A 26,435-nucleotide genomic window follows, 5' to 3' on the forward strand; every position below is an offset into this window, starting at 1 on the left:
GTGTGCTGATGGCGTTGTTTTGCTGGTGGGCCGGGCTGTAGCTCGCCGGTATGCACAAGCTTAGCCAACGCTCCAAAAAAACAAGCGCGCGCAAATTTCAGCATTAAGCGCTAAAATTAAGGAGAAGTTTCCCCAGGCCTACCAGTTGCCCCGCCGCTATGCCGCTGCCCACTGTGCTTTCCGATTTCGTGAGCCTGCTGTTTCCGCGGGTGTGCCTAGCCTGCCAGGAGCCGCTGGCCCGCGGCGAGGACGACCTGTGCACCGACTGCCGCGCCCAGTTGCCCTACACTGATTACCACCGCCTGCTCCCGGCCGATAACCCGCTGGCCCGCCGCTTTTGGGGCAAGCTGCCGGTTACGCACGTGCTGGGCTACCTCACGTTCCAGAAGCATGGCCGGGTGCAACACCTGCTGCACGAGCTCAAATACCGCAACCAGCAGCAGGTAGGCAGGGTGCTGGGTCGCCACTTCGGCCAGGAGCTGGCTGAGGCTAGCTACGCCGACACCTTCGCGCTGGTAGTGCCCGTACCGCTGCACCCGCGCAAGCTGGCCCGCCGTGGCTACAACCAGGCCGATAGTTTCGCCGAAGGCCTGGCCACTGGCCTGAGTTGCCCCTGGCATCCCGAGGCCCTGTGCCGGACCGCCGCCACCGAATCACAAACCCGCAAAAACCGCCTCCAGCGCTGGCAAAACGTAGCCGCCGTTTTCGAAGTAGCTCGCCCCGACCTCATCGAAGGTCAGCATGTGCTGGTAGTCGACGATGTGCTGACCACCGGCGCCACGCTCGAAGCCTGCTGCGCCGTGCTGCTCGCCGCCGGGGCCCGCGAAGTCAGCGTAGCCACCATCGCCGTCGCCTAGAACCACAGATGCTGCAGATGCTGCAGATGAAAAGGATTTGTTCTGGTAGCAGATTAATTACTGGTGTTGTCGATTTGTGCTGAACGACAGTTCGTTTAATCAGCAAAACAGCCACCCCGTATGGGGTGGCTGCTTTAGTAACTGGAGTGTCTTACATGTTGCTGAGTCAGAACGAATCCTCGTCATCTGCAGCATCTGTGATGTTATTTGTTCGAGCCGGCGTTGATCATGGCGCAGCGGAAACCGATAGTGGCCGTAGCCGAATCTTCGGCCATGAAGCGGCGGGTGCCGGGCGAGAGCCAGTAGGCTACATCGCGCCACGAGCCGCCTTTGTACACGCGCACGTGGTCGTCGATGAGCGACTGGTAGCCTTTCTTGTCGTACTTCTCCGAGGGGTCGAGGTAGCCGTTGCGGCGGAAGGGGTTCAGATCCTCCACGTCCTCATAGGAAAGCGGACGGTAGATATCCTGCACCCACTCGTTTACGTTGCCGGCCATGTTGTAGAGGCCGTAGTCGTTCGGTGGGTACGAGAACACCTGCTCGGTAATCATGGCGCCATCGTTGAGCGAGCCGGCAATACCAGCGTAGTCGCCGCGGCCACGCTTGAAGTTAGCGAGGAACTGGCCCTGGTTCTTACCGTAGGGGTTCCGTACCTGGCGGCCGTCCCAAGGGTAAATGCGCTTGTTCTCCTGGTTTTCGTTGCCAGTTTCCTGGGTGCCGATGAGGGCCTGCGCAGCGTACTCCCACTCGGCCTCGGTGGGCAGGCGGTAGTTGGGCAGCGTGTTGCCGTTTTCGATGGCGATTTTCACGCCGCCATTATCGGAAGTACCTTCAGCGGCGTCGCCGCCCTTGTTCTTCTTACGGCCGAACAGACCACCCTTGCGGGAGCCGCCGCCATTCTCAGATGCGTCACTGGCCAGCCGCTCGTTCACTTTGGCCGTACGCCAGGTGCAGAAGTCGTTGGCCTGCAGCCAGCTTACGCCCACTACCGGGAAGTAGCGGAAGCCGGGGTAACGCAGATAATAATCCACATACGGGTCGTTGAACGACAGCTCGCGGGCCCACACCGTGGTGTCGGGCAAGGCCGACATATAGAATTCCTCGGCCGAGTCCTTGCGTACGTAGTGCAGGTATTCGAGCCAGTGGATGTTAGCTACTTCCACCTCATCCATGTAGAAGGAGGCCAGCGTAACGGTACGCTCCAGGTTGTCGTGGCTCATGGCTACGTCCTCTTCGGCCGAGCCCAGCACGGTACGGCCGCCTTCGATAAACACCAAACCCGGACCTTCGGGGATGCCCTGATAATCAGACACCTTCATGCCCTCATCGGTGTTGTACTCGATGCCCGTGGTGGAGCTGTATTTGCCGGGGTTAGTAGCCGAGCGTCCGCCCTTGTTACAGGCAGTCAGGGCGCAGACTCCGACGAGGGCCAGGCCCAGGTACTTGGAAATATTCATGATCAAGTTGAAACTACCTGTTTGAAAAGCGTTTAGACGAGGCAAGTCGGGTGCAATAATACAACATTTTAAAAAGCCGGGCAAGGAATTTTCGGGTAATTGCGTCGCTTCAGTCGGCGCCAGGCCGCCTCCAGCGCGTCGAACTCGCGGAGTGTGAGCGAAAGCTCGTGCGCTCCGCCTAAATCGGCGCTGAACTGGCTGAGGCTGACATCGTAGCTATAACCAAGCCGAAAAGTGCCCGCACTGATGCCGGCTACGGCCGTAAGCACCTGCTGGGGCCGGGGTGCGCCGGGCAGCGGCAGGCCCCGGTATACGGCCCCAAGTGTCAGTGGCGTCGTGGTAAAGTACAATCCAAGGTCGGTGCGCTCCGAGCCGCCCTGGCGGGTGTAGCCGGCCGTGGGGCTCAGGCTGACTTCGCGCTGCTCGCGCACGGTGTTCACTTTGGCGAAGTAGAATTTGTAGCCGCCCTGCACGTTCAGGCGCATGGGCAGCTTGCCCTGGCCAGTGAAGCCCAGGTCGGGCTGGTTGAGGTGGTGGGCCGCCACACCCAGCCAGAACTGTGGCCCGAACAGCAACCCGCCCACGCCGGCCGTGAGGTAGTTGACGGGCGCATAGTCGGCGGCTTCCTGGCTCAGGTCGCGCACCTGGCCGTCGTCGGAAAGCTGGTCGCCGAAGATGAGGTTGCTGTAGCCGACGCGCTGGCGGCCGTAGCTGAGCGTGGCCCCACCGCTGAGGCTAAGCTGGCGGTTGAGGCGCACATGGTAAGCGTACACGCCCCCCGCCTGCAGGCGGGTGTAGCCCACGGCGCCCGTGCGGTCTTGGTTGATGAGCAGGCCAAAGGCGCTGCGCTGGTTGAGCAGGCGGTAGTCGGCGGCCAGCTGGGTGGTTTGGAAGGTGCCGGCCAAGGTGGGAAACTGGTTGCGGTAGCTGAGCGTCACGCCATAGTCGTCGAGCAGGCCGGCGTAGGCGGGGTTGAGCTGCATGCGGTTGGCGAACGGCTGCGCGAAGTACAGGTCCTGGGCCTGCGCGGCGTGCCCGGCCAGCCCGAGGCCCAGCCCGGCCATAACCGCCCACCGCCGCCCGGGCCGCCCCGTAGGTGGTGTTGCTGCTGCCGCCGAATTCCTGGTGCTTCGCATACGTGGGCTGCTAACGAGCGGGCCGGCGGGTTTGGTACCCTGAGACCTGGAGAGAACTGCAAAAGTGATGGCGGATGTGGAGACGTCCTATCGGGCGTCTCATAATTGCTGACGTAGCTGACGGGAACCGGGCGGGCAAGGCGTTCGATGACGAGAGGCAAGATAGTACGCCTGTACACCGTTTACTGCAACCGTAGTCCGGTTGAGTTTCTCCTTACTTTTGCCCGGGTCGGCAACCGGGCTGATGGTTCTGATAGTCAGTTCGGCTGCCGGAATTTACCTCTTTTAAGCATTCGTTCTATGCGTAAGTTTTTTATCGGCCTCGGGATTTTCCTGGTGGTGGTCGTGGCCTTCCTGGCCCTGGCCCCGCTGCTGTTCAAAGATAAAATTAAAGCCGCCTTCGATAAGCAGCTCGCCCAGCGGGTGCGGGCCGAGGTGCAGTACGACCCGGCCAACGTCGACGTGACGCTGCTGAGCACTTTCCCCGACCTGGCCCTGCGCATCAGCCAACTACGCATCATCGGCCAGGATTCGTTTGCCCGCGACACGCTGGCCTACCTGCCCCAGACGCGCATCGGCCTGAACCTGATGAGCGTTATCAGCGGCGACCAAATAAAAATCAAGGACATCACCCTCGAAGAGCCCGACATTAATATAAAGGTGCTCAAAAGCGGCCGCGCCAACTGGGACATCTTCGTGTCCGACTCGGCTGCCGCTACCAAGGGGCAGGACACCACGGCGGTTAGCCTGGCCATTAAGGGCTGGCAGATCAACAAGGGCCGCCTGCGCTACGACGACCGCAGCATCCCGTTCGGGATGGAGCTGCGCGGCATTGAGCACACCGGCTCGGGCGACTTCGAGCAGAACATCTTCGATATGGTGAGCCAGACCACAGCGCAGTCGGCCTCGCTGAGCTACGACGGCGTGCAGTACGTGAGCAACAAGAAGCTCGACGCCGACGTGACGATGGCCATGAACCTGGAGAAGATGCTCTTCACCTTCAAGGATAATAAGGTGAAGCTGAACGATTTCCCGGCCACTTTCCAGGGCACCATCGGTCTGCCCAACGCCACTGATATTGTGTACGACCTCACCTTTAAGGCGCTGGAAACTGATTTCAAGAACATCCTGAGTCTGGTGCCGGGTGCGTATACCGAGCAGTTCAAGGATATTAAGGCCGATGGTAAGGTGGCTTTCGACGGGTACTTTAAGGGTGTGCAGAACGACCTGCAGATGCCCGGCTACGGCGTAAACCTGCAGATCAAGGACGGCAGCTTCCAGTACCCGGCCCTGCCCGAGCGCGCCCGCAACATCAACGTGGATATGGTGGTGGATAACCCTTCGGGCTTCACCAACAACGTGAAGGTGAACGTGAAGCAGTTTCACCTGGACCTGGGCAAGAACCCGATTGACGGCAACGTGGCCATCGATGGGCTGGCCCCGATGAAGGTGGATGGCCGCGTGAAAGCCAACGTGGACCTAGCCGAAATGATGAAGGTGTATCCGGTGAAGGATTTGCTGTTGCGCGGCAAGCTGTTCGTGGATGCCACCGCCAAGGGCGTGTATTCGGCTACCCAAATGCCGGTGATTCAGGCCAAAATGAACCTGACCAACGGCTACGTGAAGAGCAAGCAGTTTCCGGCCCCGATTGAAAACCTGACCCTGACCGGCACCGTGACCAACCCCACCGGCCAGCTCAACGATACCAAAGTCAATATCCCACAGTTCAAAATGCTGCTCGACGGTGAGCCGCTGGAAGGCCGCGTGGCCACCCAGGGCGTGGATAAGCTGGCTTTTGACACCGACGTGAAGGGCACAGTGGACCTCACCAAGCTCACCAAAATATTCCCGCTCGAAGGCATGACGGTGGCGGGCCGTCTGAGCGGCAACGTGGCCGCCAAGGGCAACATGGCCGATATTGAGGCCGGCCGCTACCAGTCGGTGGTTGCTTTGGGTACGGTGAATGCCCGCAACATTGATTACAAAAGCCCCGATTTTCCGCAGGGCATGAAGGTGAGCCAGGCCACGGCTACGTTCAACAACGACCAGATTGTGCTGCGCGACATGCAGGGCTTCGTGGGCTCGTCGGACGTGGCGGCCTCGGGTACCATCAGCAACTACCTGGGCTACCTGTTCGTGCCCGGCCAGCCGTTGCGCGGCGACCTGACGGTGAACTCGCGCCGCTTTAATCTGAACGAGTGGATGGTAGACGAGGTAAGTGCCAAGCCCACCGCCGGCGCCAAGGCCGCCACCAAAGCTCCCGCCGCCACCACCCAGGCCGACGGTGTACTCCAGATTCCGAAGGAGTTCGACCTGACGATGAACACCACCGCAGGCCAGGTGCTGTATGACAACCTGAAGCTGAACGACGTGAAAGGCACCGTGACGGTGCGCAACCAGGTGGCCACGCTGCGCAACCTCACCTTCAACACGCTTGGCGGCAGCTTCGCCACCAACGGCTCGTACAGCAGCCAGAACCTGGCGCACCCCAAGTTCGATTTCGGGCTGAACGTGAAGGAGCTGAACTTCCAGCAGGCCTTTTCCGCCTTCAACTCGATTAAAAAGCTGGTGCCGCTGGCGGCCAACCTGGAAGGCATCTTCTCGACCAACTTCAACGTGAGCGGCGAAATGGGCCCCGACATGATGCCCCGCTACAGCACCCTCACCGGCAAGGGCGTGTTCGATATTGTGCGGGCGGCCGTGACCAGCTCGCCGGTGCTGGCCAAAATCAGCAACCTCACGCAGCTGCAGGAGTTGAAGAACTTTGTGGTAACCAACAAGGATGTGGCGGCCGAAATCATCAATGGCAACTTCGTGGTGAAGCCGTTTGATTTGAACGTAGGCCAGATTAAGATGACGGTGGGCGGCTCAAACAACATCGACGGCGGCGGGCTGGAGTACGTGGCGGCCCTCAATGTGCCCACGGGCCAAGTCGGCACCGCGCTCAGCAGCCAGCTCACCCGCCTGACAGGCGTATCGAACCTCAAGGGTACCGAGCGCGTGACGCTAGGCCTCACCATTGGCGGCACCATAACCAACCCCCAAGTGAAGCTGAGCAGTGGCAGCGTGAAGGGCCAGGCCAAGGACATTGCCAAGGAGCTGGTTAGCGGCATTGTGCAAAGCAAGCTCGACGACTCCAAGGCCGGGCTGGCCGCCAAACTGCTGCTTTCCCAGGACAGCCTCAAAAAAGAGGCCCTGGTAAAGCGCCAGGAACTGGAGGCCCGCGCCCAGCTGGAACTGGAGAAACGTCGCCTCGAAGCCGAAGCCAGGCTGCGCGAACAGGCTAAGAAAGGGCTTAACAGCCTTTTCGGGAAGCCGAAGCCGGCTCCGGCCCCCGCGCCTACTCCCGCGCCGGCTCCTACGCCCAAGCCGGCCGAACCCAAAGCCCCGGCCGATACGGCCAAGGCCGGCAGTTAATTCGGGCTATCTGATAGAAGTGCAAACTTTGGTTACATTGTTGCAAGGCCGCAATAACTAGCCTGTGTAGGCATAGACCAACGCCATCTGTTTCATCTTTTTCTTTCCTGCCATGCTGTTTAAACGCACTTTGTTATATGCCCTCGTGGCTGCGCCGCTGGCGCTGGCCTCTTGTAGCGACAACGATAAAGCGGACAATGCGCTATCTACCGGTACCCTCGAAGTGCGCCTGACGGATGCGCCCGGCGACTTTCGGGCGGTAATACTCGATGTGCGCCAGATTGAGATTCATCTGAAGGAGGAAGGCAACCCCGATGGCTGGCAGCTGCTGCCTTTCCAGGCCCAGCCCATCAACGTGCTGGAGTACGTAAACGGCCGCTCGGCGCTACTGGTAAGCTCCGATTTCGATCCGGGTAATCTGCGTGAAATCCGCCTGATTCTCGGCCCCGACAGCTACGTAACCGGCCGCGACGGCCAGCGCTACGAGCTGAAAACGCCCAGCGGCCAGTCGTCGGGCGTGAAGCTCAAGCTCAGCAAGAAGGACCTGTATCAGCAAAGCAGTAACTACCAGCTCCTGCTCGATTTCGACGTGGCCAAATCCATTGTGGAGCGCGGCAACTGGAAGCCCGGCAACGACAAAAAGGAGCGCTACCTGCTCAAGCCCGTGATTCGGGTAGTGGCCCAGGATATTCGCGGCGGCCTGCGCGGCACCGTAACCCCGGCCGCGGCGCTGCCCCAGGTGCTGGCCATCCGCTCGTCCATCACGCCCGCCGACACGTTCAGCACCTCCGCCGACGCGGCCGGAGCCTTCCAGCTGGGCGCCCTGCCCTCGGGCACCTACCGGGTCGAGTTCTTCCCCACTACTACCGCGCCGGCCAACCAGGGCAGCTACAAGCAGGTTACCCGTACCGGCATCACCGTAACCAACGACCAGCTGACGGACATCGGCAGCACCCCGCTGCAGTAAGCCTGCCTCGGACTAACCTGATTGCCCAGAATAAGCGCGCCCCCTGCCGGTTTGGTAGGGGGCGCGCTTATTTTAGTGGCGTCAGTCGGCGGCCCTCATCCGACCCCATATACAATATGAACAAGCCTGTATTTTATCTGATACCGGGGCTGGGAGCCGACGAGCGGGTGTTTCAGCGGCTGCAGCCGCTGCTGCGCGCAGCCAGCCAGGTGCTGCCCTGGCTGCCGCCCGAGTCGGCCCACGAGCCGCTGCCGCACTACGCGGCCCGGATGGCGGAGGCTATTCCAGTCGGGGCGACGGGCTGGCTGGTATGCGTATCGTTTGGCGGAGTGGTGGCACTGGAAATGCAGCGGCTGCGGCCAGGGTTGCGGCCGGTGCTCATCAGCAGCCTGCCCGATGCCCAGAGTCTGCCGTTGCTGCTGCGGTTGGTGCGGGCCTCGGGGCTATACGGGCTGGTGCCGCCGCAGTGGCTGAAGCTATTTCCAAGGGCCGGGCAGCTGTATTTCGGGGTGCGCAACGGGGCCGAGTACCAGCTGTTCCGGCGCATCCTCCTCGATATGGAGCCGCGCTACACTCGCTGGGCCATCAACAGCCTGCTGCACTGGAATAGCACCGGCGTGGCGCCCGCCGTGCAGCTGCTGGGCACCCGCGACCGGGTGTTTCCGCCCGGCAACCGCCCCATCGACCACCTCATTCAAGGCGGCGGCCACTTCATGGTGCTCAGCCACGCCCCCGAGATTGCTGGAATTCTGAACGGGCTGGATTTGGGGTGACTGGGTGAGGAGTTGAAGGGGAAACCGCCTGTCATCCTGAGCGAGCGAAGGACCTAAACAGAAGCTGACTTAACGTGTGGGTTGTCTTCTGTAGAGATCCTTCGCTCCGCTCAGGATGACAGTATCTTTACCCCACCACTTCATCACCCCAAACTCATGCTTGCCACCTACCCGCACCACGGCCGCACGTTCAGCTTCGACCCCAATGCCCCGCTGGATATTTCGCTGCCGCTGGCGCCGGGCGAGGGGCAGGTGAGCTGCTTCTGGGCCGAGCCGGTGCAGTTTGAGGTGATTCGGGTGGGGGATTACGTGGGCAGCGTGGCGGCGGGTGGCAGCACCAACTACCAGCGCGTGCACGTTACGCCCCACGGCAACGGTACGCATACCGAGTGCTACGGCCACATTTCGGCCGCGCCCGAGGCCACGCTCAACCGCTGCCTGCGCCGGTTTATGTTCGTGGCCCGGCTGGTATCGGTGCAGCCGCGGCCCCAGCCCAACGGCGACGAGGTGGTGATGCTGGCCGACGTGCGCCGCGAGCTGGAAAGTGGCCCCGATGCTGCCGTGCGCCCTGAAGCCCTGGTGCTACGCACGTTGCCCAACCACCGCGCCAAGCGCACCCGGCAGTACTCGGGCACCAACCCCACTTACCTCGAACCCGCGCTGGCCGAGTACCTGGCCCAGCACCACATCGAGCACCTGCTGCTGGATTTGCCCAGCGTCGACCGCGAAGAGGATGGGGGCGAGCTGCTGTCCCATCACGCGTTCTGGCAATACCCGCATGCTACCCGCCAGCAGGCTACTATTACCGAACTGATTTTCGTGCCCGATGCCGTTGAAGATGGCCTTTACCTGCTCAACCTGCAGATAACCAGCCTGGAGCTGGATGCCAGCCCCAGCAAGCCGGTGTTGTATGCATTGGGAGCGTAATAGAACGACGTAGGGGCGGGGCTTGCCCCCGCCCGCCATTGAACGGTGGCGTGCGGGTCGTTCTTACAGGCTGAATTTCAGACTGAGCTTTACCCCGAACGTGCGGGCGTCGGGGCGGTTGCGGTAGGTGAGGCGGTGCAGGAAGTCGACCCGCACGATTTTAAAAATGTTCTCGATGCCGTAGCCCACCTCGGCATAGGGCAGGCGGCCCAGCGACTGGAAGGTCGGTAGCGGCTCGCCGGTAACCGGGTCGTTGGTGGGGATGATGTTGCGGTTAGCCTCACTGACGCTGCCCCAAAGCAGGTTAGTAGTAGCTACCAGCCGCCAGTTGAGCTGCTTAATGGCGGGCACCGAGTTGGTGAGGAAGCCGCCAAATTCGTGCTCGACCTGCACGGCGGCATATCGGTCGCTCACGAACTCGAAAAACCGCATCAGGTTAAACGCGCCGGGGTTGTAGAACGGCGACTGGTTGCCCAGGTGGCTCTTGAGCACCGGATACGGCACGGTGCTCGGGACGTAGCCGGCATCAATGCGGTAGGTGGTGCGGCCCAGTTGGCCCAGGCGCAGGCTGTGGTCGATGAGCAGGTTGAACTTCTGGTAGCGGAAATCGGAGCCCAGCAGGTTGTTGAGGCCCAGCGTGTAGCGCACCGTGAACACCGGCCAGCGCTTGAGGCCCACGGCCGTGCGGCGGTTCTGGTTGTTGGCCACCAGCACCTCGTCGCGGGCGTAGCGCGACTCCAGTATCACCTCCGAGAGCGTAAAATCGGAGGTGGTGGGACTGCCCGGGCGGGCCTCTTGGGTGTAGTAGAGGAAGGGGTAGAGCGGCTGGAACTGCTGGCGGCGCAGCATCACGCGCTGGGTAAAGCCGCGAAACAAATCGGACTGCACCGACACGCTGGTTAAGTCGCGCAGCAGCGGCCGGCTGTTGCTGATGTCGCCCAGTCGGGCTGCGGCCTCGAACAGCGGGTTTTCGAGGGCGTAGTCGTTATCGAGCAGCGCCACCTGGTCGATGTCGTGGCGGTGCTCGAAGTTGGCCACCGTCCAGTGTCGGCGGTCGATGATGCGCTGGGCCCGCAGGCCGTACTTGAAGCGGCCGTCCTGGGTCCCGTAGGCCAAGTACGGCCGCAGCTGCCAGTCGCGGCTCCACTCGGTGGAGGTGCGGAAGCCCAGGCGCAGGCGCAGGCCCTCGATGTTGTTGTAGCCGACCGTGGCCAGAATCGGTCCCAGATCAACCTTACCCAGCGGATAGTAGCCGTTCACCACAATATCGGCCAGCTCCATCACCGAGCGCACGGCCGGCAGCTGGCGCACGGTATCGAGCACAACCAGCGTGAGCTGCTCCTGGCGGCTGAGCGAGTCGGGCCGGTTGGCGGCGAAGTAGCCCGGCGGCACGTCGTAGGCGTCGGCGGCTACCTCCAGGGGCTTGTCGTAGAAAGCCAGCGGCCGGGCCTGGTTCACCTGAAAATTGGAGTACACCGTGCTGATGCGGGCCAGTACGCCGGTGCTGCCCTTGGTGGGCCGGATGCCGATAACGAAGCGGGTGACGGTGGGCAGCCAGGGCCCGGCCTCGGTGGGGGCCAGCTCCTGGCGCACGGCAATCTGCTCGATGAAGTTGAGGTTGGCCTGGGTGCTGACTTCCACATCGAGCTTGCGCAGCGCGTAGGTGTCGGTGGTTATCCAGATAGTGCCCTTAAAGGCCAGATCCTGGGGGCGGCGGGGCGTTACCTTCAGTTGGTAGCAGTAGTCGTCGCCGACCATAAGCGAATCCTGCAGCTCGTACTCGTAGGAAAACTTCCAGCCCTCGGCAATGGGCGAGATGAAGTCCTTGCCCACAATCCGAATCCAGTTGCGGTAAAAGTCCCAGTCCTGAAACGAGGAGCCCATAATCTGCGACACCACCGAGCCCTCGCGGGGAGCCGCGCCGTGCATCTGGGTTTTGCTCACTTCCTCGCGCTGGCGCAGCGGGTTGTTGTTCTGGTAGTAGTGCGAGAGGACTTCGGAGGCGAAGATGGGCACGACAGGCCGGCCATTCGCGTCGCGCTCCAGGCCCAGCGTATCGGCCACGGCCGTAATCTGGCGCAGCAGCTTGCGGCGGCTCAGCTGGTCGGGCAGGTTGTTGATGAGCAGCTCGTTGCGGGCGTAGCTGTCGTAGTCGTAGGCCGTAAGCTCGGTTTTCTGGTTGCGGCGGCGGTTGGCATCTACCCGGCGCATGATGCGGTAGGCCGGGTTCTCGTAGGGCCGCACCACCACCTCGCCCAACGACACGCTGCCGCTGCCGAGCACAAAGTTGAGCGTCTGGCGGGCGGCGCTGGTAATGGCTTTCCCAACCGGTGCAAAGCCAATGGCCGAGGCCGTCAGCGTGTCTGCTGCGCCCGTTAGGGTAAACTGGTAGCGCCCGTTTTCATCGGCGGTGGCGCCCTGGCTGGTACCGCGCACAAACACCGAAGCAAAGGGCACGGGCTGGCCGCTGGTTTCGGTAATGCGCCCACTGAAGCTGATGCGCTGGGCCCAGCACGCCGGCCCCATCAGAAGCAGGAGCAGCAGCAAAACGGGCGGAATGACAAAGCGCATAAACAGGCAGGCAACGAAACAGCTGGCCCCGGATAAGGCTAGCCGCAGTAAGATAGGTTCCCTGGCCGGGAAAACCCAACCCGCCCCGGCGAGTACTGGGAGCCGTGGCCTATCTGGGGCACTCCTCCCGCGTAAGGGTTTCGTTGATGCTGATGGCGGCGGCGCTACCCTCGGCGGCGGCCAGCAGGGCCTGCTGGGTGCCGGGCGTGTTGTCGCCGGCCGCGTACAGGCCGGGCACCGTGGTTTGCTGCTGCTTGCTCACCCAAACGGCCCCTTTGGCATTGAGCCGGCAGCCCATTTCTTCGGCCAGCCCACTACGCTGATGCTGGTGGGCATGAATGAATAGCGCCTTGCGCGCTAGCGGCTCGCCCGACTCGAACACGAGGTGGCGCAGCTCGCCGTTGGCCGTGCCCTCGAGGCGGGCCAGCGGCTCTTCGCGCACGGCAATGCCCTGGCGGCGCAGGCGGCGGCGGGCGTTTTGGGTCAGGTTGGCCGCGTCCTCTACGCACGCCACCACATCGGTGCTCCAGCGGCTCACCAGCAGCGCCAGCCCGGTTACCAGCTTAGCCCGCCCATACACGGCCAGCGGCTGGTCGCGGTGTTCCCAGCCGTGGCAGTAGGGGCAGTGCAGCACCCCGCTTCCCCACAGCTCGCGCATACCCGGCAGCGGCGGTAGCTCGTCTTCAACGCCGGTAGCCAGCAGCACCTTGCGGGCCGTGCGGGTGCTGCGGTGGCCGGTCGGCGCCTCCAGCGTCAGCTCGAAATGCTTGCCGCACCGCACTAGGCCCACCACTTTCGCTTCCTTTATTTCCACCGACTTATAGGTTTCCAGCTCGGCCCGGCCCAGGCTCAGGAGCTTAGCGGGCGGGGTGCCGTCGCGGGTGAAGAAGCCTGCACGGCCGGTGAGGGCGTGTTGCGGGGCGGCCCGCCATCGAGCACCAGCACCCGGCGCAGGCAGCGGCCCAGCACCAGCGCGGCGCTCAGCCCGGCACTGCCGGCCCCCACAACGGCCACATCGACATCGGTAGGCACCCGGCCGGGTACGGAGCGGCAAGCAGAAGGCATAAGACAGGCTGGTGATGATGCGAACAGGAGAAACGCGCGAGCAGCCAGTATGGCTGGGAAACCTATACCCCTAAAGCGGCCGGCTGGTTGTGGGGGGGGGGGCAGCACGCGGTAGTCCAAAAAGCAAGCGTCCCCCCGCCGGGTGGCGGGAGGACGCTTGCTTACTAAATAATCAGCGAGTGACTATTGCTTGACAACGCGCCGGCTAAACGACTGGCCGTTGCCCTTCACCTGCACCAGATAGGTGCCGTTGGGCAGGTTGGTCAGCTGCAGCTCCTGCACGGTGCCGCCGTTCTGACGGAAGGTGCGCAGTACGCGGCCCGTCATATCTACCAGCGTTACCTGGTAGCTGCCGGCCGGGGCTCCGCTCAGGTCGAGCTTGGCATCCTGGGCAGCAGTAGCAGGGCTTGGGTACACGTCAATCAGCGTGCGGGCCGTGAGGGGGAAGCGCACGACCTGCACTTCGCTCAGGGCTGCGGTACCGTCGGTGTCCACCTGGCGCAGGCGATAGTATACCAGGCCGGCAGGGGCCTGGGTAGCTACCTGCGCATCGGTGAAGTCGTAGGAAGTGGTTGCCTGGGTCGAGCCCTGGCCTTTCACCTCACCCACGGCCACGAAGCCGCGGCCATCGAAGCTGCGCTCCACTACAAAGTAGTCGTTGTTGAGCTCCTGGGCCGTCTTCCAGTTCAGGCGGGCATTCAGGCCGGCGGCCTGGGCCCCGAAGCTTACCAGCGTTACGGGCAGCGGCCTCGTGTTCGGCAGGATGGCCGTATTGCCCGAGAACTCCGAGGTCCCTTGAGCAGAAAGTGTAGCGGTGGCCGTCAAGCGGACGGTACCGGCAGTTATTGCCGCCTGTTGAGCGGCGGGCAAGCTGCTGATAGGGACGCTGAAAACGAAGATGGGCGCGTTAGTTTCACTGCCTTGGTTGATCCCATTTACGTTTCCGCTATAGCTACCGGTTCTGGCAGTAAGGTCGTCTGCAGAACCTTCGATACGCGTGAACAGGAAAGTCTCACCTTCGCCAAAGGTTGCGGGATTCTGCTCGGAAATAAAGAACTCAATGGTGCTGCCGGCGGGTGCGTAGCCCGTTACCTCCAGGTTACCGTTGAAAACAGAGGCCCGGTAGATAACCGGGAAGTTAAGCATACCATTGGCACCGGAAGCGGCGGTTTTACCATTGGCATTCAGCGTTACGCCATCACCGTCGAAGCCTTGTCCAGCTGTCAAGTCAATACCAAGATCTTTCTCAGGGTCTGTGCTGTCACTATGGCCGCTGAAGGAGTTTTGCGAGAAGCGGTTACCGGAGGTTCCACCGTTAGCAATAATACCGTCGGAATCATTGCCGGTAATCGTGTTGGTCAAAAACAAGTTGTCCTGCCCGAAGCGAATCCGGATGCCAGCGTTGTTTAGCGTGGCTGCTCCAGCACCGTTACCGCTAATTATATTGGTCTCAAATCGGTTGCCCGTATTAGTGACGGCTGTACCATTGCCACCACCGGTACCCAGCGCAATACCGGAGCCGGCATTATTGCTGATCGTGTTGCCGGTTATCGTATTGTTAGTAGCGCCTTCCAGCACAATGCCGAAGCCGTCAGTAGCTGTAACGCTGCCCGTCACGCCAGTTGTGCTTGTACCGTTACGCAGGATGCTGTTCTTGACTTCAACTCCCGTCACGCCATTCTCCAACCGCACCCCGGCGGTGGCGTTTTCATAGGCCGTCACGTCGTCCACAACAGAACCAGTAGTGGCCGCGCCGTTCAGCGTGATGGCTGCTCCTTGTGATACGTCACCCGTTGTGGAAACGCCCGTGCCTCTGGCACCAGTCAGTCCCAAACTCACAAAGCGGGTATTGGCCGCCGTTGTCTCAAGGCCGCCAAACGTGGCGAAGTTGATAGTTACTTCCGGGCCCTTGGTAACACCAGCCACCGCAGCTACTTTCTCCCCCGTGGCAATCCGGCTACCATTTATTCTGGTATTAGCATCCGTAATGATCGGCAGAGCCGACGCCAGGGTGATGATAAAGCCGTTGGCGGCAATGTAACCGCTGGGAGCAGCGACCCCAGCACGCAGACCGTTGGTAGTGGTAGTACCGTCAGGGATTACAAAGTTGGCAAACTCGACACCTGCTGCTGCAGCCTGGAAGGTGTCATCTTGGTCCAGCCCAGCGTTGGTCAGGGCATTGCTATTGAGGATGAACTGCCGTAAGGAGCCTTGCCCGGCGTCTCTGGTATTGACAACGGTGCTGAAGTTGAAGCCGAAGTTTATGCCTACACGGGAACCACCATCAGGGGTTAGTACCTTAGAAATACTTTGAATCTCTTGGGTGGCACTGGCTACCGAGAGAGGCAAGGTACCTGATGTGAAGTTGCCATAGTCGGCTTCGTTGGGCTGTTCGCCGCCTACACGGTTAGTTAGCTCTACCAATGTAGTCGTGGTACCGTCAGTACGGAAGGTCTGTACTGGTAGCAAAACAGCAGTGGTACCCGGCCGGGTACTCCGCACCGAATTGTTGACCACGCGGATAGCATAAGTAGTGTTGGCCGCTATGAGACTGGTGCCAGTAGTATTTGTGAAGATGTAGTCACCATTATCGCCGGTAGTCGTTGAGTTCACGAACGTGTACGTGTCTACGCCACCAGTAGTACTCACGCTGTACAACTCTACCCGAGCCGAGGCACCTGGGCCATTGCTGGTTGACTGATTGCGCCCTGCGCCCCCACCGTAGTTCACATCTTCGAACACCGTGCCCTGAATGACTGGCGCGAGGCGAAATGGGGTAGGCGAAGGCGTATCGCCGTTGGGCGTAGTTGGGAAAGCCCCCGAGTTGGTCGACTCATCCTGGGCCAGCAGGTTACCGGGCGGTAGGATAGTGCCATTGCTCAGCTTGATACTTCCTTGGTTACCCGAGCCGCTGGTAGAGGAAGCATAGGCTGAATTGTTGTAAACAGTACTAGGGATTGTGGGGTTGTTACCGCTAAACGTCAGGCGTACTGTGAATGTAATCAGGGCACTCTGACCGGCCGTCAACGACCGATTACCGGTGAGCAGGTTTGCGTTAGGAGCAACACCGGCGAAAGTGGCATTAGCAACCAATGTGGGTGCGGGACCACCGTTGATACCGATGTTCGTTACGGCTGGACCCGTCAGGATGGTGTAAGGCTGAGCGCCAAAGGTTTTATCCAGGAAGTCGGTTACCTGTACGTTGGTCGCCGTGGAGGTACCCGTGTTTTTTACCCGTATGGCGAAGGAGATGTCGTAATACGTCTCGCGGTTGCCGCCGGTTCGGCCATTTTGGCTAACCGCCAAGCCGGTCAACTCCTTCACAACATCCACCCGTTCGCTGGGGTTAATGCAGCTGGCACCGTCACTGTTTGAGGCAGGGTCTACGGTACCGATCAGGGTGAAGGCACCAGTAGCGATGTTGACGGAATAAATGCCGCCATCGTTATCGTAGGAATACAGATTGCCAGCCACGTCGAAGAAATTCGACCCGACAATCTTAGTGGAGCTATTGGGTTGGGCAATGGTAGTTTGTACGGCATCTGTCGCCCGAATTTCGATGCTGAACAGGTCGTTCAACTCACTGGAGCCGTAAAGCTTGTTATCGTTAGGGTTGAGGGCAAAATCGGCAAACTCTTCAGTCGCCGGACTGCCATTCGGCAGTACTAACGGAAGCTCGTCGTGGCTGGTAAGCACAGTGCTGAAATCAGACAGCCGCAAGCGGAATAAGGTATTGTTGGCCCGACCCACCGCATCGCGCGTGTTCAGGTACATATTGCCCTGCTTGTCGATAGTGCCCGAGTTATAGCGAGCCAGTGGCAGGTCGGTTTTACCCAAATCCTGAATACCTCCCCGACCAATGCGGTACAAGCGAATACCAGTGTTCGGATCGGGCGTCCCGTTATCAGCTGGATAAGTTACAGCATATAGGTAGCTGTCCTGGGGGTTGTAGCCCAGTGCGTTTACCACCACACCCAAACTGCCGTTGGCACGGGTGCCGCCAAAAGTGAACACACTGGTGGTGTAAGTGGAAGTGGATCGGTCAACTACATACAAGGCCGAAAAGGCTGTGGCACCGGTGCCAATCTGCCGGACTTGGTAGAACGTGCCGTCGCAGGAGAAAGCGGTGCCGGCATTCTGGGCCAGAGCGTCGGGCCGAGCTACAGTCAGCCACAGCAGTAGCAGCAATGTTAATCGTAAGAGTGTTTTCATGAAACGAAAAGAAGTGAAAGTTTCGGAGGACACAGGAGAACAGTTGGCTAAGGCGAGTATTTGAGCCGGACAAAAGTACCCTACAGGCGACAAATGTAACCTTCTTATTCGGTCAACGTAGTGTCTGGCTCGATGAATCGGCTCGTTTGCGGATGAATTTTTTATATCAAAAAATTTCTATTTCAACGCATTGCGCTTAAAGGGCTTCGCCGAGCAGTGTAGAAACCCATAAAACCAGCAAGTCTGTCAGGTTGCGAGGAGTTTGGCGAAATTTTGATAGGACTACCATTTAATTAGATACATCTTATTTAATATAGTTATAATCATAAAATTATATAATCCTATTCGGATTGCGAAGTATGGCTTCCTTGTCCCGCACCTCTTCTCTGCCCTCTACCAGCCTCTGAAATAATCGCACGTGCAAGTCTGACCGCTATTTTATTTACACTCGCCCCCAAAAAACCGGAGGAGGTTTGTTGGGGGCGAGTGAATTGCGCGGCGCTAATGTTCCGTCGAGCAGATTGCTTAGGCAGCGTTAATACCCCTGCTGCCGGCCGCTCCGTTCTACCAGCCCACGCACCTCGGCGTTGAACCCTGCCTGCGCGGCCAGCTCCTCCAGCGGCAGATGAAAGCGGTACTTCCAGAAGTGGGTGGGGTTGCTGGGCACGTTGATCTGCTCGGCTAGCGGGTCCTCGCGGCGTAGCCCGGCGCTGAGGGCCACCACATCCTGGAGCGGGAAAACGGCCCACATGGATGGCGAGTACAGGTGTTGCTCCAGTATTTCGCGGGCCACCCAGGGCTCGCAGAACGCCGGGGCCGGCTGGCCATGGTGGCCCAGCGTGGTTTCGAAGAAGTGCTGGGTGCGGGCCGGGTCTTCCTCCCACCAGCCGCGTAGCGTGCTCATGTCGTGCGAGCCGGGGCTCACTACGCTCAGGTAAGGCGCGGTGTCGGGGTGGCCGAACTCGGTGGTGGGGTCGGCGGGCATGCGCTGGATGTGCAGGCCCAGGATGCCCAGGTCGCGCATTACGCCGGGCACCGAGGCGGGCACCATGCCTAGGTCTTCGCCGCAGATGAGCATGTTGGTGGCCCAGCGCACCGGCGGCAGCTTAGTGAGGCCCTGCTCGCGCCAGAAACCCTCGTGGCGCTGGTAAAAAAAGTCGTGGTACAGGGCCTCCAGGCGCGGGCGGGTGGCCTCGTCCAGCTCCCGGAACGAGCGGCTCAGTGGCAGCGTGATGCGCGGGTGGTAGTGGTCGGGCTGCTGGTCGTCGGGCACGAACAGCACCTCGTTGGCCAGCCCGAACAGGCCGGCGCGCAGCCAGCGGTAGTACTCCGTCTGGGCCGGGTCGGCAGCCAGCTTGTCGTTGATAACGGCCTCCATCTGGCGCTGGGTGCGTACAAACTCCTGCAGGCGGATAGCGCCGTGGCCGGCTTCCTCCATGAATTCGTCGAATACGGCCTGCGCCTGACCGCCAAATACCTCCTGCACCACGTGCCAGCGGATGTAGGGCTCGCACAGCCGGCCGTAATCGAACCAGCCTAGGCGCTGCTCAATTTCCTGCTGCGAAAAGGGCAGCGCGGGCGAGAAGTGGCCTAGCAGTCCTTCCACCGAGTGGGCCGGGATTTCCCAGATGCGGAAGAAGCCCAGAATATGGTCGATGCGCAGCGCGTCGAAGTAGCGGGCCAGGTGGCCCATGCGCTGCTGCCACCACTGGTAGCCGTCGAGGGCCATCTGCTCCCAATTGTAAGTCGGGAAGCGCCAGTTCTGGCCGGTGGTCGAGAAATCGTCGGGTGGGGCACCGGCCTGCTGGTGCAGGTGGTACAGCTCGGGCTGGGTCCAGGCGTCCACTGAGTGGCGGTAGATGCCGATGGGCAGGTCGCCCTTCACCACCACGCCCCGCTCGCGGGCGTAAGCCACGGCTTCGCGCAGCTGCTTATCAAGGTGAAACTGAAGGAAGAAGAACAGCCCGAACTCGTCGAAATCGGCGCTGGTCTCATCCGTAAGGGCTTCCACCTGGGCTGGGGTGCGGTACTCGGCGGGCCACTGGCTGAAATCGGCCGTGCCGAACCGGTCGCGCAGGCCGCTGAAGGCCGCGTAGGGCACCAGCCAAGCCGCCTGCTCGGCGCGGAAGGCGTGGAAGTCAGCATCGGCCAGAAAAGCCTTTTTCTCCTGCTGGTACAGCTGGCGGATGAAGCGCCACTTGGCGGCCATCATCGGCTCGTAGTCCACGAAGTCGCGGGCGTTCAGTTCATCGCGCAGCTGCGCCAGCTCCTGGCGGGCCGCCGGGTCGAGCAGCTCGGCCACGGCCTCCAGGTTGAGGTACTGCGGATGCAGGGCAAACACCGAAATGGCGGCGTAGGGGTAGCTGTCCACCCAGGTGTGGGTGGCCACGGTGTCGTTGATGGGCAGCACCTGCACCATCTGCAGGCCGGTGGCCACGGCCCAGTCCACCAGCAGCTTCAGGTCGGGAAACTCGCCCACGCCCAGGCCCTGGCGGCTGCGGAGCGAAAACACGGGTAGCGCCACGCCGGCCCCGCGCCAGGGCGCGGTTGGGTGGCGGTACTGGTTGTCGGCGAGTACGCGCAGCGTCTGCGGGTTGGTTTCGGGGGCCAGCAGCCGGTCGTCGCCGGCTTCCAGGTCCACGACCTGGCCGGTGCCGGCGTCCCAGATGCCGTACTTGTAGCGGGTTTCGGCCGCGGGCGTGGTCAGCTTTACGTCGGCCGTCCAGGTAGGGTAGTCGGCATCCGACAGCACCACGGCGCGGGCAGCGTCCCAGGCGCCCAGGGCCGCATCGGAGCCCAGCACGCACAGCTGCTGCCCGGGCTCAACGCGCGGGGCTGCCAGCCGGAAGCGCACGGCCGGGCCGGCCGCAGCCGGGGGCAGCCGGGGCAGCCGGGGCCGGCCGGCGGAACAGCGCTTCGGTGAAGGCGGCCGTGAACAGCTCGTTTTCGGGCTGGGCCGGGGCGCGCCACCAGTCGGCCAGCACCAGCCGGCCGAAGGGGGCGACGGCAGTGGGCAGTTCGCGGTTAGGGCCCCACTCCCAGTGCCGACCGCCGTCGCGCTCATCGAGCAGCAGGTACTTATAGGTAGCCCCGGCCAACTGGTCGGCAGATACCTCCAGCTCCCGGTTCCAGTGGCCGGAGGCAGCATCGTAGTGCAAAGCCAGGGCGGCCTCGGGAGCCCACTGGCCCAGGGCAGGCAGCGAGCCGCAGACCACCAGCCGCTGGCCCGGTTCGGTGCGGTAAGGGAGGGTAAAGCGAAGAATCATCGGATAGCGTAGTCAGGTAAAAAACCGGCCCGCAAGATACAGGTTAATAGGCTGGAGCGGCGGGTTTTCGGTCCGGAAATCCGCGTATTGTGCCCCGAAAAAGTGCGGCGACCCATCCCGCCAATGCCGCATTATCGGCCGGGCGGTGCCCGGTTGACAGGGGCCGGAAAACCGCGACTTCCGGCCGGCCCGAGGTCCGCGCAGGCAGACTGCCGGATTACGGGCCGATACCGGGTTGCCGGGTCGCGCTCAATAGTGGGCTGGGGCGAAGTGGCCAACCAAAGTTCCGCTACCTTGCTCTCCTGGCCAGGCCAAAACCGATGCCAGACTGAACTTTCCACCGGGCAAATCCGGCCAACCCGACGCCCGCTTTTCCCGTTTGGCTGACTTAACGGCTGGCCAACTGCGGAAAATCCCCGGCTGGTTCCAATCTGCTGCCCTCTCCGGGCCTCGCATCTTCTCCGACCTCTACTTTTCGTCCTTTGCCGGTTTACCTGCGTCGTATCCTCTATGCCCTGCTCGGGCTTGTCGGGCTGATTCTGCTGTTGCTGGTCGGCCTGTTTTTATATGTTCAGACGCCTTCAGGGCAGGATTTCGTGGCCAACCAGGCCCAGAAGTATCTGCGCGACAAGTTGCAGACCGACGTGCGCATCGGCAAGTTTCGCTCCGATTTGCGCAATACCATCAGCTTCGACGATGTGTATCTGGCCGACCAAAAAGGCGACACGCTCGTGTCGGTGGGCCATCTGGGGGTCAACATTGACCTCTTTGCGCTGCTCAAGTCGAAAATCAAAATCAGCAGCCTGGAGCTGAACGATGGCCGGATTGCCATCAGCCGCACCGAGCCCGACAGCATCTCCAACTACGACTTCATCCTCAACGCCTTCGCCACCGGCGACACGGCCAACGTGACCCCCACGGCCGCCGACACTACCGGCGCGGGCTTCACCTACGATATCGGCGACGCCAAGCTGACCAACATCCTGCTTACCTATAAGGATGCAGTGGACGGCCTCGACCTGCGTACTAAAGTGGGCGCGCTGGCCCTGAGCATGGACGAGGTAGACGTGGATAACTCTATCTACAAGGTGAACGAGGTGGCCCTGAAGAACACGACCATCCGCTTCGTGCAAACCAAGGTGCCACCCGATTCGCCCACCGACACGGCGGCCCTGGCGCTACAGTTCGGCCTGCGTAAGGCCCGGCTCGATAACGTGGCCCTCACCTACCGCAACCAGCCCTCGGCCCAGTACATCAACACCCGTATCGGCGAGGCCGAGATAACGGCCGACAATATCGACCTGATTAACAGCCGCGTGGCCCTCAACAAGCTCACGCTGCGCAACACCACCTTTGCCTACGCCCAGAACGAGGATGTGCCTACCGAGCAGCGCGTTATCAACCCTGCCGAAGCCGTGCGCGACCTCAATAAGTCGGTGGAAAACGCCACCAACCAGGAGGCCAGCTGGATTGTCACGCTCAAGGAGTCCGACATCAGCGGGGTGGAGGTGGCGTTTGACAACTTCGACGAGCCGCGCCAGAAAACCAGGGTGCGGGGCATGGACTACAACCACCTCAAGTTCAGCAACCTCACGCTGAACACCGAGAACCTGCGCTACTCGGAAAACAGCACCACCGGCCGCATTACGCAGCTTTCGGGCGAGGAACAGAGCGGCTTTGCCGTTACCCGCGCCCAGGCCGATGTGGTGTTCGATTCGACCCAGACCCGCCTCGACAACCTCGACCTCGTGACGCCCCACACCCGCATCCGGCGCACGCTGGCCATGCAGTACAAGAGCCTCGATGCCCTAACCGACGACTTGGCCAACCTGCAGCTGGAAGCCGATTTGCGCGACACTCGCCTCGGCTTCCGCGACATTCTGTATTTGGCGCCCGAACTGATTGACACGCCGCCCTTCACGACTGGTCCCAACCAGTCGGTGCTGCTGAGCGGCAAAGTAGGCGGCCGGGTGGGCAACCTGCGCATTCAGGGCCTGGAGGTCGTGGGCCTGCGCAATACCCAGCTGGTGGCCAGCGGCCGCATTCAGGGCCTGCCCGAAACCGACCGCCGCCTCTACGCTAACCTCGACATTAAAAAGTTCGTCACCACCAACGCCGACATCCGGAGCCTGGTACCGCGCGGCACGATTCCGGCTGGCTACTCGCTGCCGCCCCTGATAAAGGTGAGCGGCACGTTTAAGGGCCGGCCCACGGCGCTGGTGTTCGATACCAATCTGAAGGCCACCACCACCTACGGCAACTTAGCCGCCCAGGTGAACGTGGGCGCGGGCCCCGTGGGCCAGGAGCCGATTAGGGCCGTGTTCAGTACCCAGCAGCTGAACGTGGGCAAGCTGATTGGCGACCCCAGCATCGGTACCGTAACGGCCAGCGGCACGCTCAACGGCCGCGGCGGCCTCGACCCCAACCAGCTGCGCGGCCAGCTGAACGCCAAAGTGCAGCGCGCTACCTACAACGGTTACACCTACCGCGGCATCGTGGCCAAGGTTGACATCGACCGTAACCGCTACGTGGTGGACGCCAGCAGCAAGGATGACCCCAACCTCAACCTCGATTTGCTGGCTACCATCGACCTGCGCAACGCCTCCAACCCCACCTATACCGTGGATCGGCTGAACCTGCGCGGGGCCAACCTCACGGCCCTCGGCTTCTATACCGGCGGTAACCTGAGCGTGCAGGGCGACCTAAAGGCCAGCCTAAGCGGCTCGGACCTAAACACCATCAACGGCACGTTCTCGGGTAACCGCATTGCCATTGTCAGCGACGGTAAGCCCTTCGTGCTCGACTCGGTGAGCGGGCGCATTGTGCAGCGCACCGGCCGCACCGAGGTGGACTTCGCCAGCTCGGTGGCCGACCTGACGTTGCGCGGCAACACCCGCCTCGGCGATATTGTAACGGCCCTGGAGCAGCACATCGACCGCTACTTCGCCCTGCCCGGCGTGCAGTACCGCCCCGGCGGGCCCTACCGGCAGTTCACGTTCAAGGCCCAGGTGAAGGAGCCCAAGGTGTTCAGTGCCTTTGTGCCCGATCTGCAGCAGCTCACGCCCTTCACCCTTACCGGCGGCTTCGACAGCCGCGAGGCCGACCTGCGCCTGAATACCCGCATTGGCCGCATCAAATACGCCGGCTACCAGCTCGATTCGCTGCGCTTCGCGGTATCGTCGGATCCCCAGAAGCTCGACTATGCGCTACGGCTCGACCAGATTACCCAGGACACCACCCTCAACCTGCCCAACCCCAGCCTGAAGGGCAGCATTGCCGACAACAAGGTGGGCACCGAACTGCGCATTGCCCGCAACGACAGCACCGTGAACCTCGATTTGGGCGGCGTGCTGCAGGTGTATGAGCGGGGCACGACCTACGGGTTCAGCTTCGACCCTAAACTGGTGCTCAATAACCAGCGCTGGGCCGTGCAACCCGGCAACGAGGTGCGCTACAACGTGAACACCGGCGCCATTCGGGCCGAAAACGTGCGCCTGAGCCAGGGCGACCAGTTGGTTGCCCTTCAGACCCTGGAAGGGGCCGGCTACCCGCTGCAGGCTCAGTTCAGCAACCTCGACCTGAACGCGCTGGCTACTGCCGGCGGCCTCCAGGACTCGCTGGTGGGCGGCATGCTCAATGGCCAGGCCGTGATAAAGTCGTTGGGCCAGCCAAACATGGGCTTTACGGCTGATGCCAGCCTGCGCGGGCTGGCCTACAGTAAAACCCTTCTCGGCGACCTCGCCCTGAAAGCCAGCAACCCCGCCGCCGACCGCTACAACGTGGACCTGCGCCTGACGGGCGGCCCCAACAACAACGACGTGCGCGTGAGCGGCGACTACCTGGCCAGCGGCGCCCTGGATATGCAGGCCGACGTAGCGCGCTTTGCGCTGGGCACTGTCGAGCCGTTTTCGCTGGGCGAGATTCGGGAAACGACCGGCTACCTCAGCGGCCAGCTGGCCATTGCCGGCACGGCCGCAGCCCCCGAGGTGCGCGGTAAGCTGACTACTAACGAGGCCGGCTTCACGCTCAGCCAGCTCGGCGCGCCCTTCACGCTGCCCCGCCAGGATCTGACGTTTGATGAGCAGGGCATCCGCCTCAACGACTTCGTGATTCTGGACTCGTTGCAGAACCGGGCCGTGGTGGATGGCTACGTGCTCACCCAGAACTTCGTGGACTACGGCTTCCGGCTCGATGCCACTACCGAGGACTTCATTGCCGTGCAGAGCACCCAGCGCAACAACCCGCTGTTCTGGGGCAAGCTCATCGTCGATTCGAAGTCGCGCATTACCGGCGACCTGAACCTGATGAAAATCCGGACTACGGCCAGCGTCGAGGAAGGCTCGAACTTCTTCGTGGCCGTGCCCAATGACGAGGCCGATAAGGTAAGCACCGACGGCATCGTGGAGTTCGTGGACAAGAGCGCCCCAATTGACACCATGCTGCTGCGGCAGCTGGCCCTGAAGGATTCGGCTAAAACGGCCGCCGGCTACGACATTGCCGCCACCATCACCGTTACCGACGAGACGCCCTTTACCATTATTATTGATGAAGCCTCGGGCGACAACCTGAAAGTGCGGGCCAACGGTACGCTCAACACGGCCATCGACCCGGCGGGTAACATTACGCTCAGCGGCCGGCTGGCGGTGAAAAGCGGCAGCTACCACCTCTCACTCTACGACGTAACCGAACGCGACTTCCAGATTGCCGAGGGCAGCACCATCACCTGGTCGGGCGACCCGTATAATGGCATTGCCGATGTGTCGGCCATTTATGTGGCCAAGGCGGCGCCGGCCGAGCTGCTGGCCGGCCAGGGCATGAGCGACGAAACGCTGAAATCAACGGCCCGCAACACGCTGCCTTTCAACGTGTATCTGAACGTCGACGGCTCGCTGCTCAAGCCGGCCATCAGCTTCGATATCCGGTTGCCCGAAGATTCCCGCTCGGAGCTGCGTACGCAGATTGAAAACCGTCTGGCCCAGCTGCGCCAGCCCAGCCAGACCGACGAGCTGAACAAGCAGGTGTTCTCGTTGCTGGTGCTCAACCGCTTCCTGGCCGAAAACCCGTTTGCCAGCAGCGGCGGCAGCATTGTGGCCGAGCAGCTACGGGGCAGCGCCAGCCAGGTACTCACCGAGCAGCTCAACAAGCTCACCGGCTCCTACCTCTCCAACCTGGGCATCGAGCTGGGCGTGAACTCGCAGGCCGACTTCTCGTCGGGCTCCGAAAAAACCCGCACCGACCTGAACGTGGCCGTGCGCCGCCAGCTGTTCAACGACCGCGTAACCGTGCGCCTGGGTACCGATGTGCCGCTGGCTAACGGCAACCGTACGGCGGGCGGAGCCGGGCAGAAGACCAGCGAGTTTTCCGGTGACGTGAGCGTCGAGTACGACATCTTGGCCAATGGCCGCCTGCGCCTGCGCGCCTACCGCAACAACGCCTACGGCGACATTGACGGGCAATACGTGCGCAACGGTGCTTCCCTGATTTATCAGCGCGACTACCAGAACTTTGCCGACCTGTTCAAAGGCATCGACAAAGACGTGAAGCAGCGCAATAAGGTAATTCGTAAAGAGCAGAAAGAAGAAGAGAAAGCCGCTGCCGACTCGGTTAAAACCACCACCGCCCTACCGCGCCGTGACTCGGCGCGGGTGGCCGGCCGGCAACAAGCACTAAATAGCGAACCAAAAAGAACGTCATGCTGAGCGAAGCGGAGCGGAGTCGAAGCAGCTCTACCGCAACAAGTAAATCCATAAGACAGGATTAGCATCGCGACAGAGATGCCTGACTCCG

The 26,435-nt window shown here is 61.7% G+C and carries 14 protein-coding genes; 6 read left to right on the top strand and 8 right to left on the bottom strand.

Features of this window, described 5'->3' with window-relative positions; all coding sequences use genetic code 11:
• Window positions 1-158 precede the first annotated feature (158 nt).
• Complete coding sequence (locus tag D0N36_RS01420) at window positions 159-857, top strand: ComF family protein (protein WP_116939276.1); 699 nt, start codon at window positions 159-161, stop codon at window positions 855-857.
• Between the two features lie 203 nt (window positions 858-1,060).
• Here the strand turns inward: D0N36_RS01420 and D0N36_RS01425 are convergent, their stop codons facing one another.
• The gene (locus D0N36_RS01425) at window positions 1,061-2,314 is read right to left on the bottom strand and encodes an SUMF1/EgtB/PvdO family nonheme iron enzyme (protein ID WP_116939277.1); all 1,254 of its coding nucleotides are present in this window, start codon (window positions 2,312-2,314) and stop codon (window positions 1,061-1,063) included.
• 68 nt (window positions 2,315-2,382) lie between these two features.
• Window positions 2,383-3,450, bottom strand: coding sequence for a PorP/SprF family type IX secretion system membrane protein (locus D0N36_RS01430; RefSeq protein WP_116939278.1), 1,068 nt, complete (start codon window positions 3,448-3,450; stop codon window positions 2,383-2,385).
• Window positions 3,451-3,750: 300 nt separating this feature from the next.
• Between D0N36_RS01430 and D0N36_RS01435 the strand changes: the two genes are divergently transcribed.
• The 4 genes from D0N36_RS01435 to D0N36_RS01450 all read left to right on the top strand — a co-directional run bounded on the left by D0N36_RS01435 (window position 3,751) and on the right by D0N36_RS01450 (window position 9,534).
• Window positions 3,751-6,867: an AsmA family protein gene (locus tag D0N36_RS01435; RefSeq protein ID WP_116939279.1), complete on the top strand. Its 3,117-nt coding sequence runs from the start codon at window positions 3,751-3,753 to the stop codon at window positions 6,865-6,867.
• Between the two features lie 112 nt (window positions 6,868-6,979).
• The gene (locus tag D0N36_RS01440; RefSeq protein ID WP_116939280.1) at window positions 6,980-7,834 is read left to right on the top strand and encodes a DUF4382 domain-containing protein; all 855 of its coding nucleotides are present in this window, start codon (window positions 6,980-6,982) and stop codon (window positions 7,832-7,834) included.
• Between the two features lie 116 nt (window positions 7,835-7,950).
• Window positions 7,951-8,607 carry an alpha/beta fold hydrolase gene (locus D0N36_RS01445; RefSeq protein ID WP_116939281.1) on the top strand — a complete coding sequence of 219 codons (657 nt, stop codon included), beginning with the start codon at window positions 7,951-7,953 and terminating at the stop codon, window positions 8,605-8,607.
• A 156-nt stretch (window positions 8,608-8,763) separates the two neighbouring features.
• Complete coding sequence (locus tag D0N36_RS01450) at window positions 8,764-9,534, top strand: cyclase family protein (RefSeq protein ID WP_116939282.1); 771 nt, start codon at window positions 8,764-8,766, stop codon at window positions 9,532-9,534.
• A 63-nt stretch (window positions 9,535-9,597) separates the two neighbouring features.
• Here the strand turns inward: D0N36_RS01450 and D0N36_RS01455 are convergent, their stop codons facing one another.
• The 6 genes from D0N36_RS01455 to D0N36_RS01480 form a co-directional block, all read right to left on the bottom strand.
• Window positions 9,598-12,105 carry a DUF5686 and carboxypeptidase-like regulatory domain-containing protein gene (locus D0N36_RS01455; RefSeq protein ID WP_116939283.1) on the bottom strand — a complete coding sequence of 836 codons (2,508 nt, stop codon included), beginning with the start codon at window positions 12,103-12,105 and terminating at the stop codon, window positions 9,598-9,600.
• A gap of 109 nt (window positions 12,106-12,214) precedes the next feature.
• Window positions 12,215-12,919, bottom strand: a complete 705-nt coding sequence (locus D0N36_RS01460; protein WP_190242467.1) for an NAD(P)/FAD-dependent oxidoreductase — start codon at window positions 12,917-12,919, stop codon at window positions 12,215-12,217.
• A 35-nt stretch (window positions 12,920-12,954) separates the two neighbouring features.
• Window positions 12,955-13,170: an FAD-binding protein gene (locus tag D0N36_RS01465; protein ID WP_190242468.1), complete on the bottom strand. Its 216-nt coding sequence runs from the start codon at window positions 13,168-13,170 to the stop codon at window positions 12,955-12,957.
• A 183-nt stretch (window positions 13,171-13,353) separates the two neighbouring features.
• Window positions 13,354-17,382 carry a T9SS type A sorting domain-containing protein gene (locus D0N36_RS01470; protein WP_116939285.1) on the bottom strand — a complete coding sequence of 1,343 codons (4,029 nt, stop codon included), beginning with the start codon at window positions 17,380-17,382 and terminating at the stop codon, window positions 13,354-13,356.
• A 535-nt stretch (window positions 17,383-17,917) separates the two neighbouring features.
• Window positions 17,918-20,236, bottom strand: a complete 2,319-nt coding sequence (locus D0N36_RS01475; RefSeq protein ID WP_190242469.1) for a 4-alpha-glucanotransferase — start codon at window positions 20,234-20,236, stop codon at window positions 17,918-17,920.
• A complete protein-coding gene (locus tag D0N36_RS01480) occupies window positions 20,205-20,648 on the bottom strand; it encodes a CBM20 domain-containing protein (RefSeq protein WP_116939287.1) in 444 nt (147 codons plus the stop codon). The genes D0N36_RS01475 and D0N36_RS01480 overlap by 32 nt, the downstream gene beginning before the upstream one ends.
• Before the next feature lie 482 nt (window positions 20,649-21,130).
• Here D0N36_RS01480 and D0N36_RS01485 point away from each other — a divergent pair, with 482 nt between their 5' ends.
• Window positions 21,131-26,347, top strand: coding sequence for a translocation/assembly module TamB domain-containing protein (locus tag D0N36_RS01485; RefSeq protein ID WP_116939288.1), 5,217 nt, complete (start codon window positions 21,131-21,133; stop codon window positions 26,345-26,347).
• Window positions 26,348-26,435 lie beyond the last annotated feature (88 nt).

The organism is Hymenobacter lapidiphilus, assembly GCF_003417065.2.
In the GTDB taxonomy this organism is placed as follows: Bacteria; Bacteroidota; Bacteroidia; order Cytophagales; family Hymenobacteraceae; genus Hymenobacter.

Excerpts from the sequence above, each read along its gene's own strand:
- D0N36_RS01435 (WP_116939279.1), top strand. The coding sequence starts at position 3,751 with ATGCGTAAGTTTTTTATCGGCCTCGGGATTTTCCTGGTGGTGGTCGTG.
- D0N36_RS01445 (WP_116939281.1), top strand. The coding sequence starts at position 7,951 with ATGAACAAGCCTGTATTTTATCTGATACCGGGGCTGGGAGCCGACGAG.
- D0N36_RS01430 (WP_116939278.1), bottom strand. The coding sequence starts at position 3,450 with ATGCGAAGCACCAGGAATTCGGCGGCAGCAGCAACACCACCTACGGGG.
- D0N36_RS01450 (WP_116939282.1), top strand. The coding sequence starts at position 8,764 with ATGCTTGCCACCTACCCGCACCACGGCCGCACGTTCAGCTTCGACCCC.
- D0N36_RS01465 (WP_190242468.1), bottom strand. The coding sequence starts at position 13,170 with ATGCCTTCTGCTTGCCGCTCCGTACCCGGCCGGGTGCCTACCGATGTC.
- D0N36_RS01455 (WP_116939283.1), bottom strand. The coding sequence starts at position 12,105 with ATGCGCTTTGTCATTCCGCCCGTTTTGCTGCTGCTCCTGCTTCTGATG.
- D0N36_RS01425 (WP_116939277.1), bottom strand. The coding sequence starts at position 2,314 with ATGAATATTTCCAAGTACCTGGGCCTGGCCCTCGTCGGAGTCTGCGCC.
- D0N36_RS01470 (WP_116939285.1), bottom strand. The coding sequence starts at position 17,382 with ATGAAAACACTCTTACGATTAACATTGCTGCTACTGCTGTGGCTGACT.
- D0N36_RS01420 (WP_116939276.1), top strand. The coding sequence starts at position 159 with ATGCCGCTGCCCACTGTGCTTTCCGATTTCGTGAGCCTGCTGTTTCCG.
- D0N36_RS01480 (WP_116939287.1), bottom strand. The coding sequence starts at position 20,648 with ATGATTCTTCGCTTTACCCTCCCTTACCGCACCGAACCGGGCCAGCGG.
- D0N36_RS01440 (WP_116939280.1), top strand. The coding sequence starts at position 6,980 with ATGCTGTTTAAACGCACTTTGTTATATGCCCTCGTGGCTGCGCCGCTG.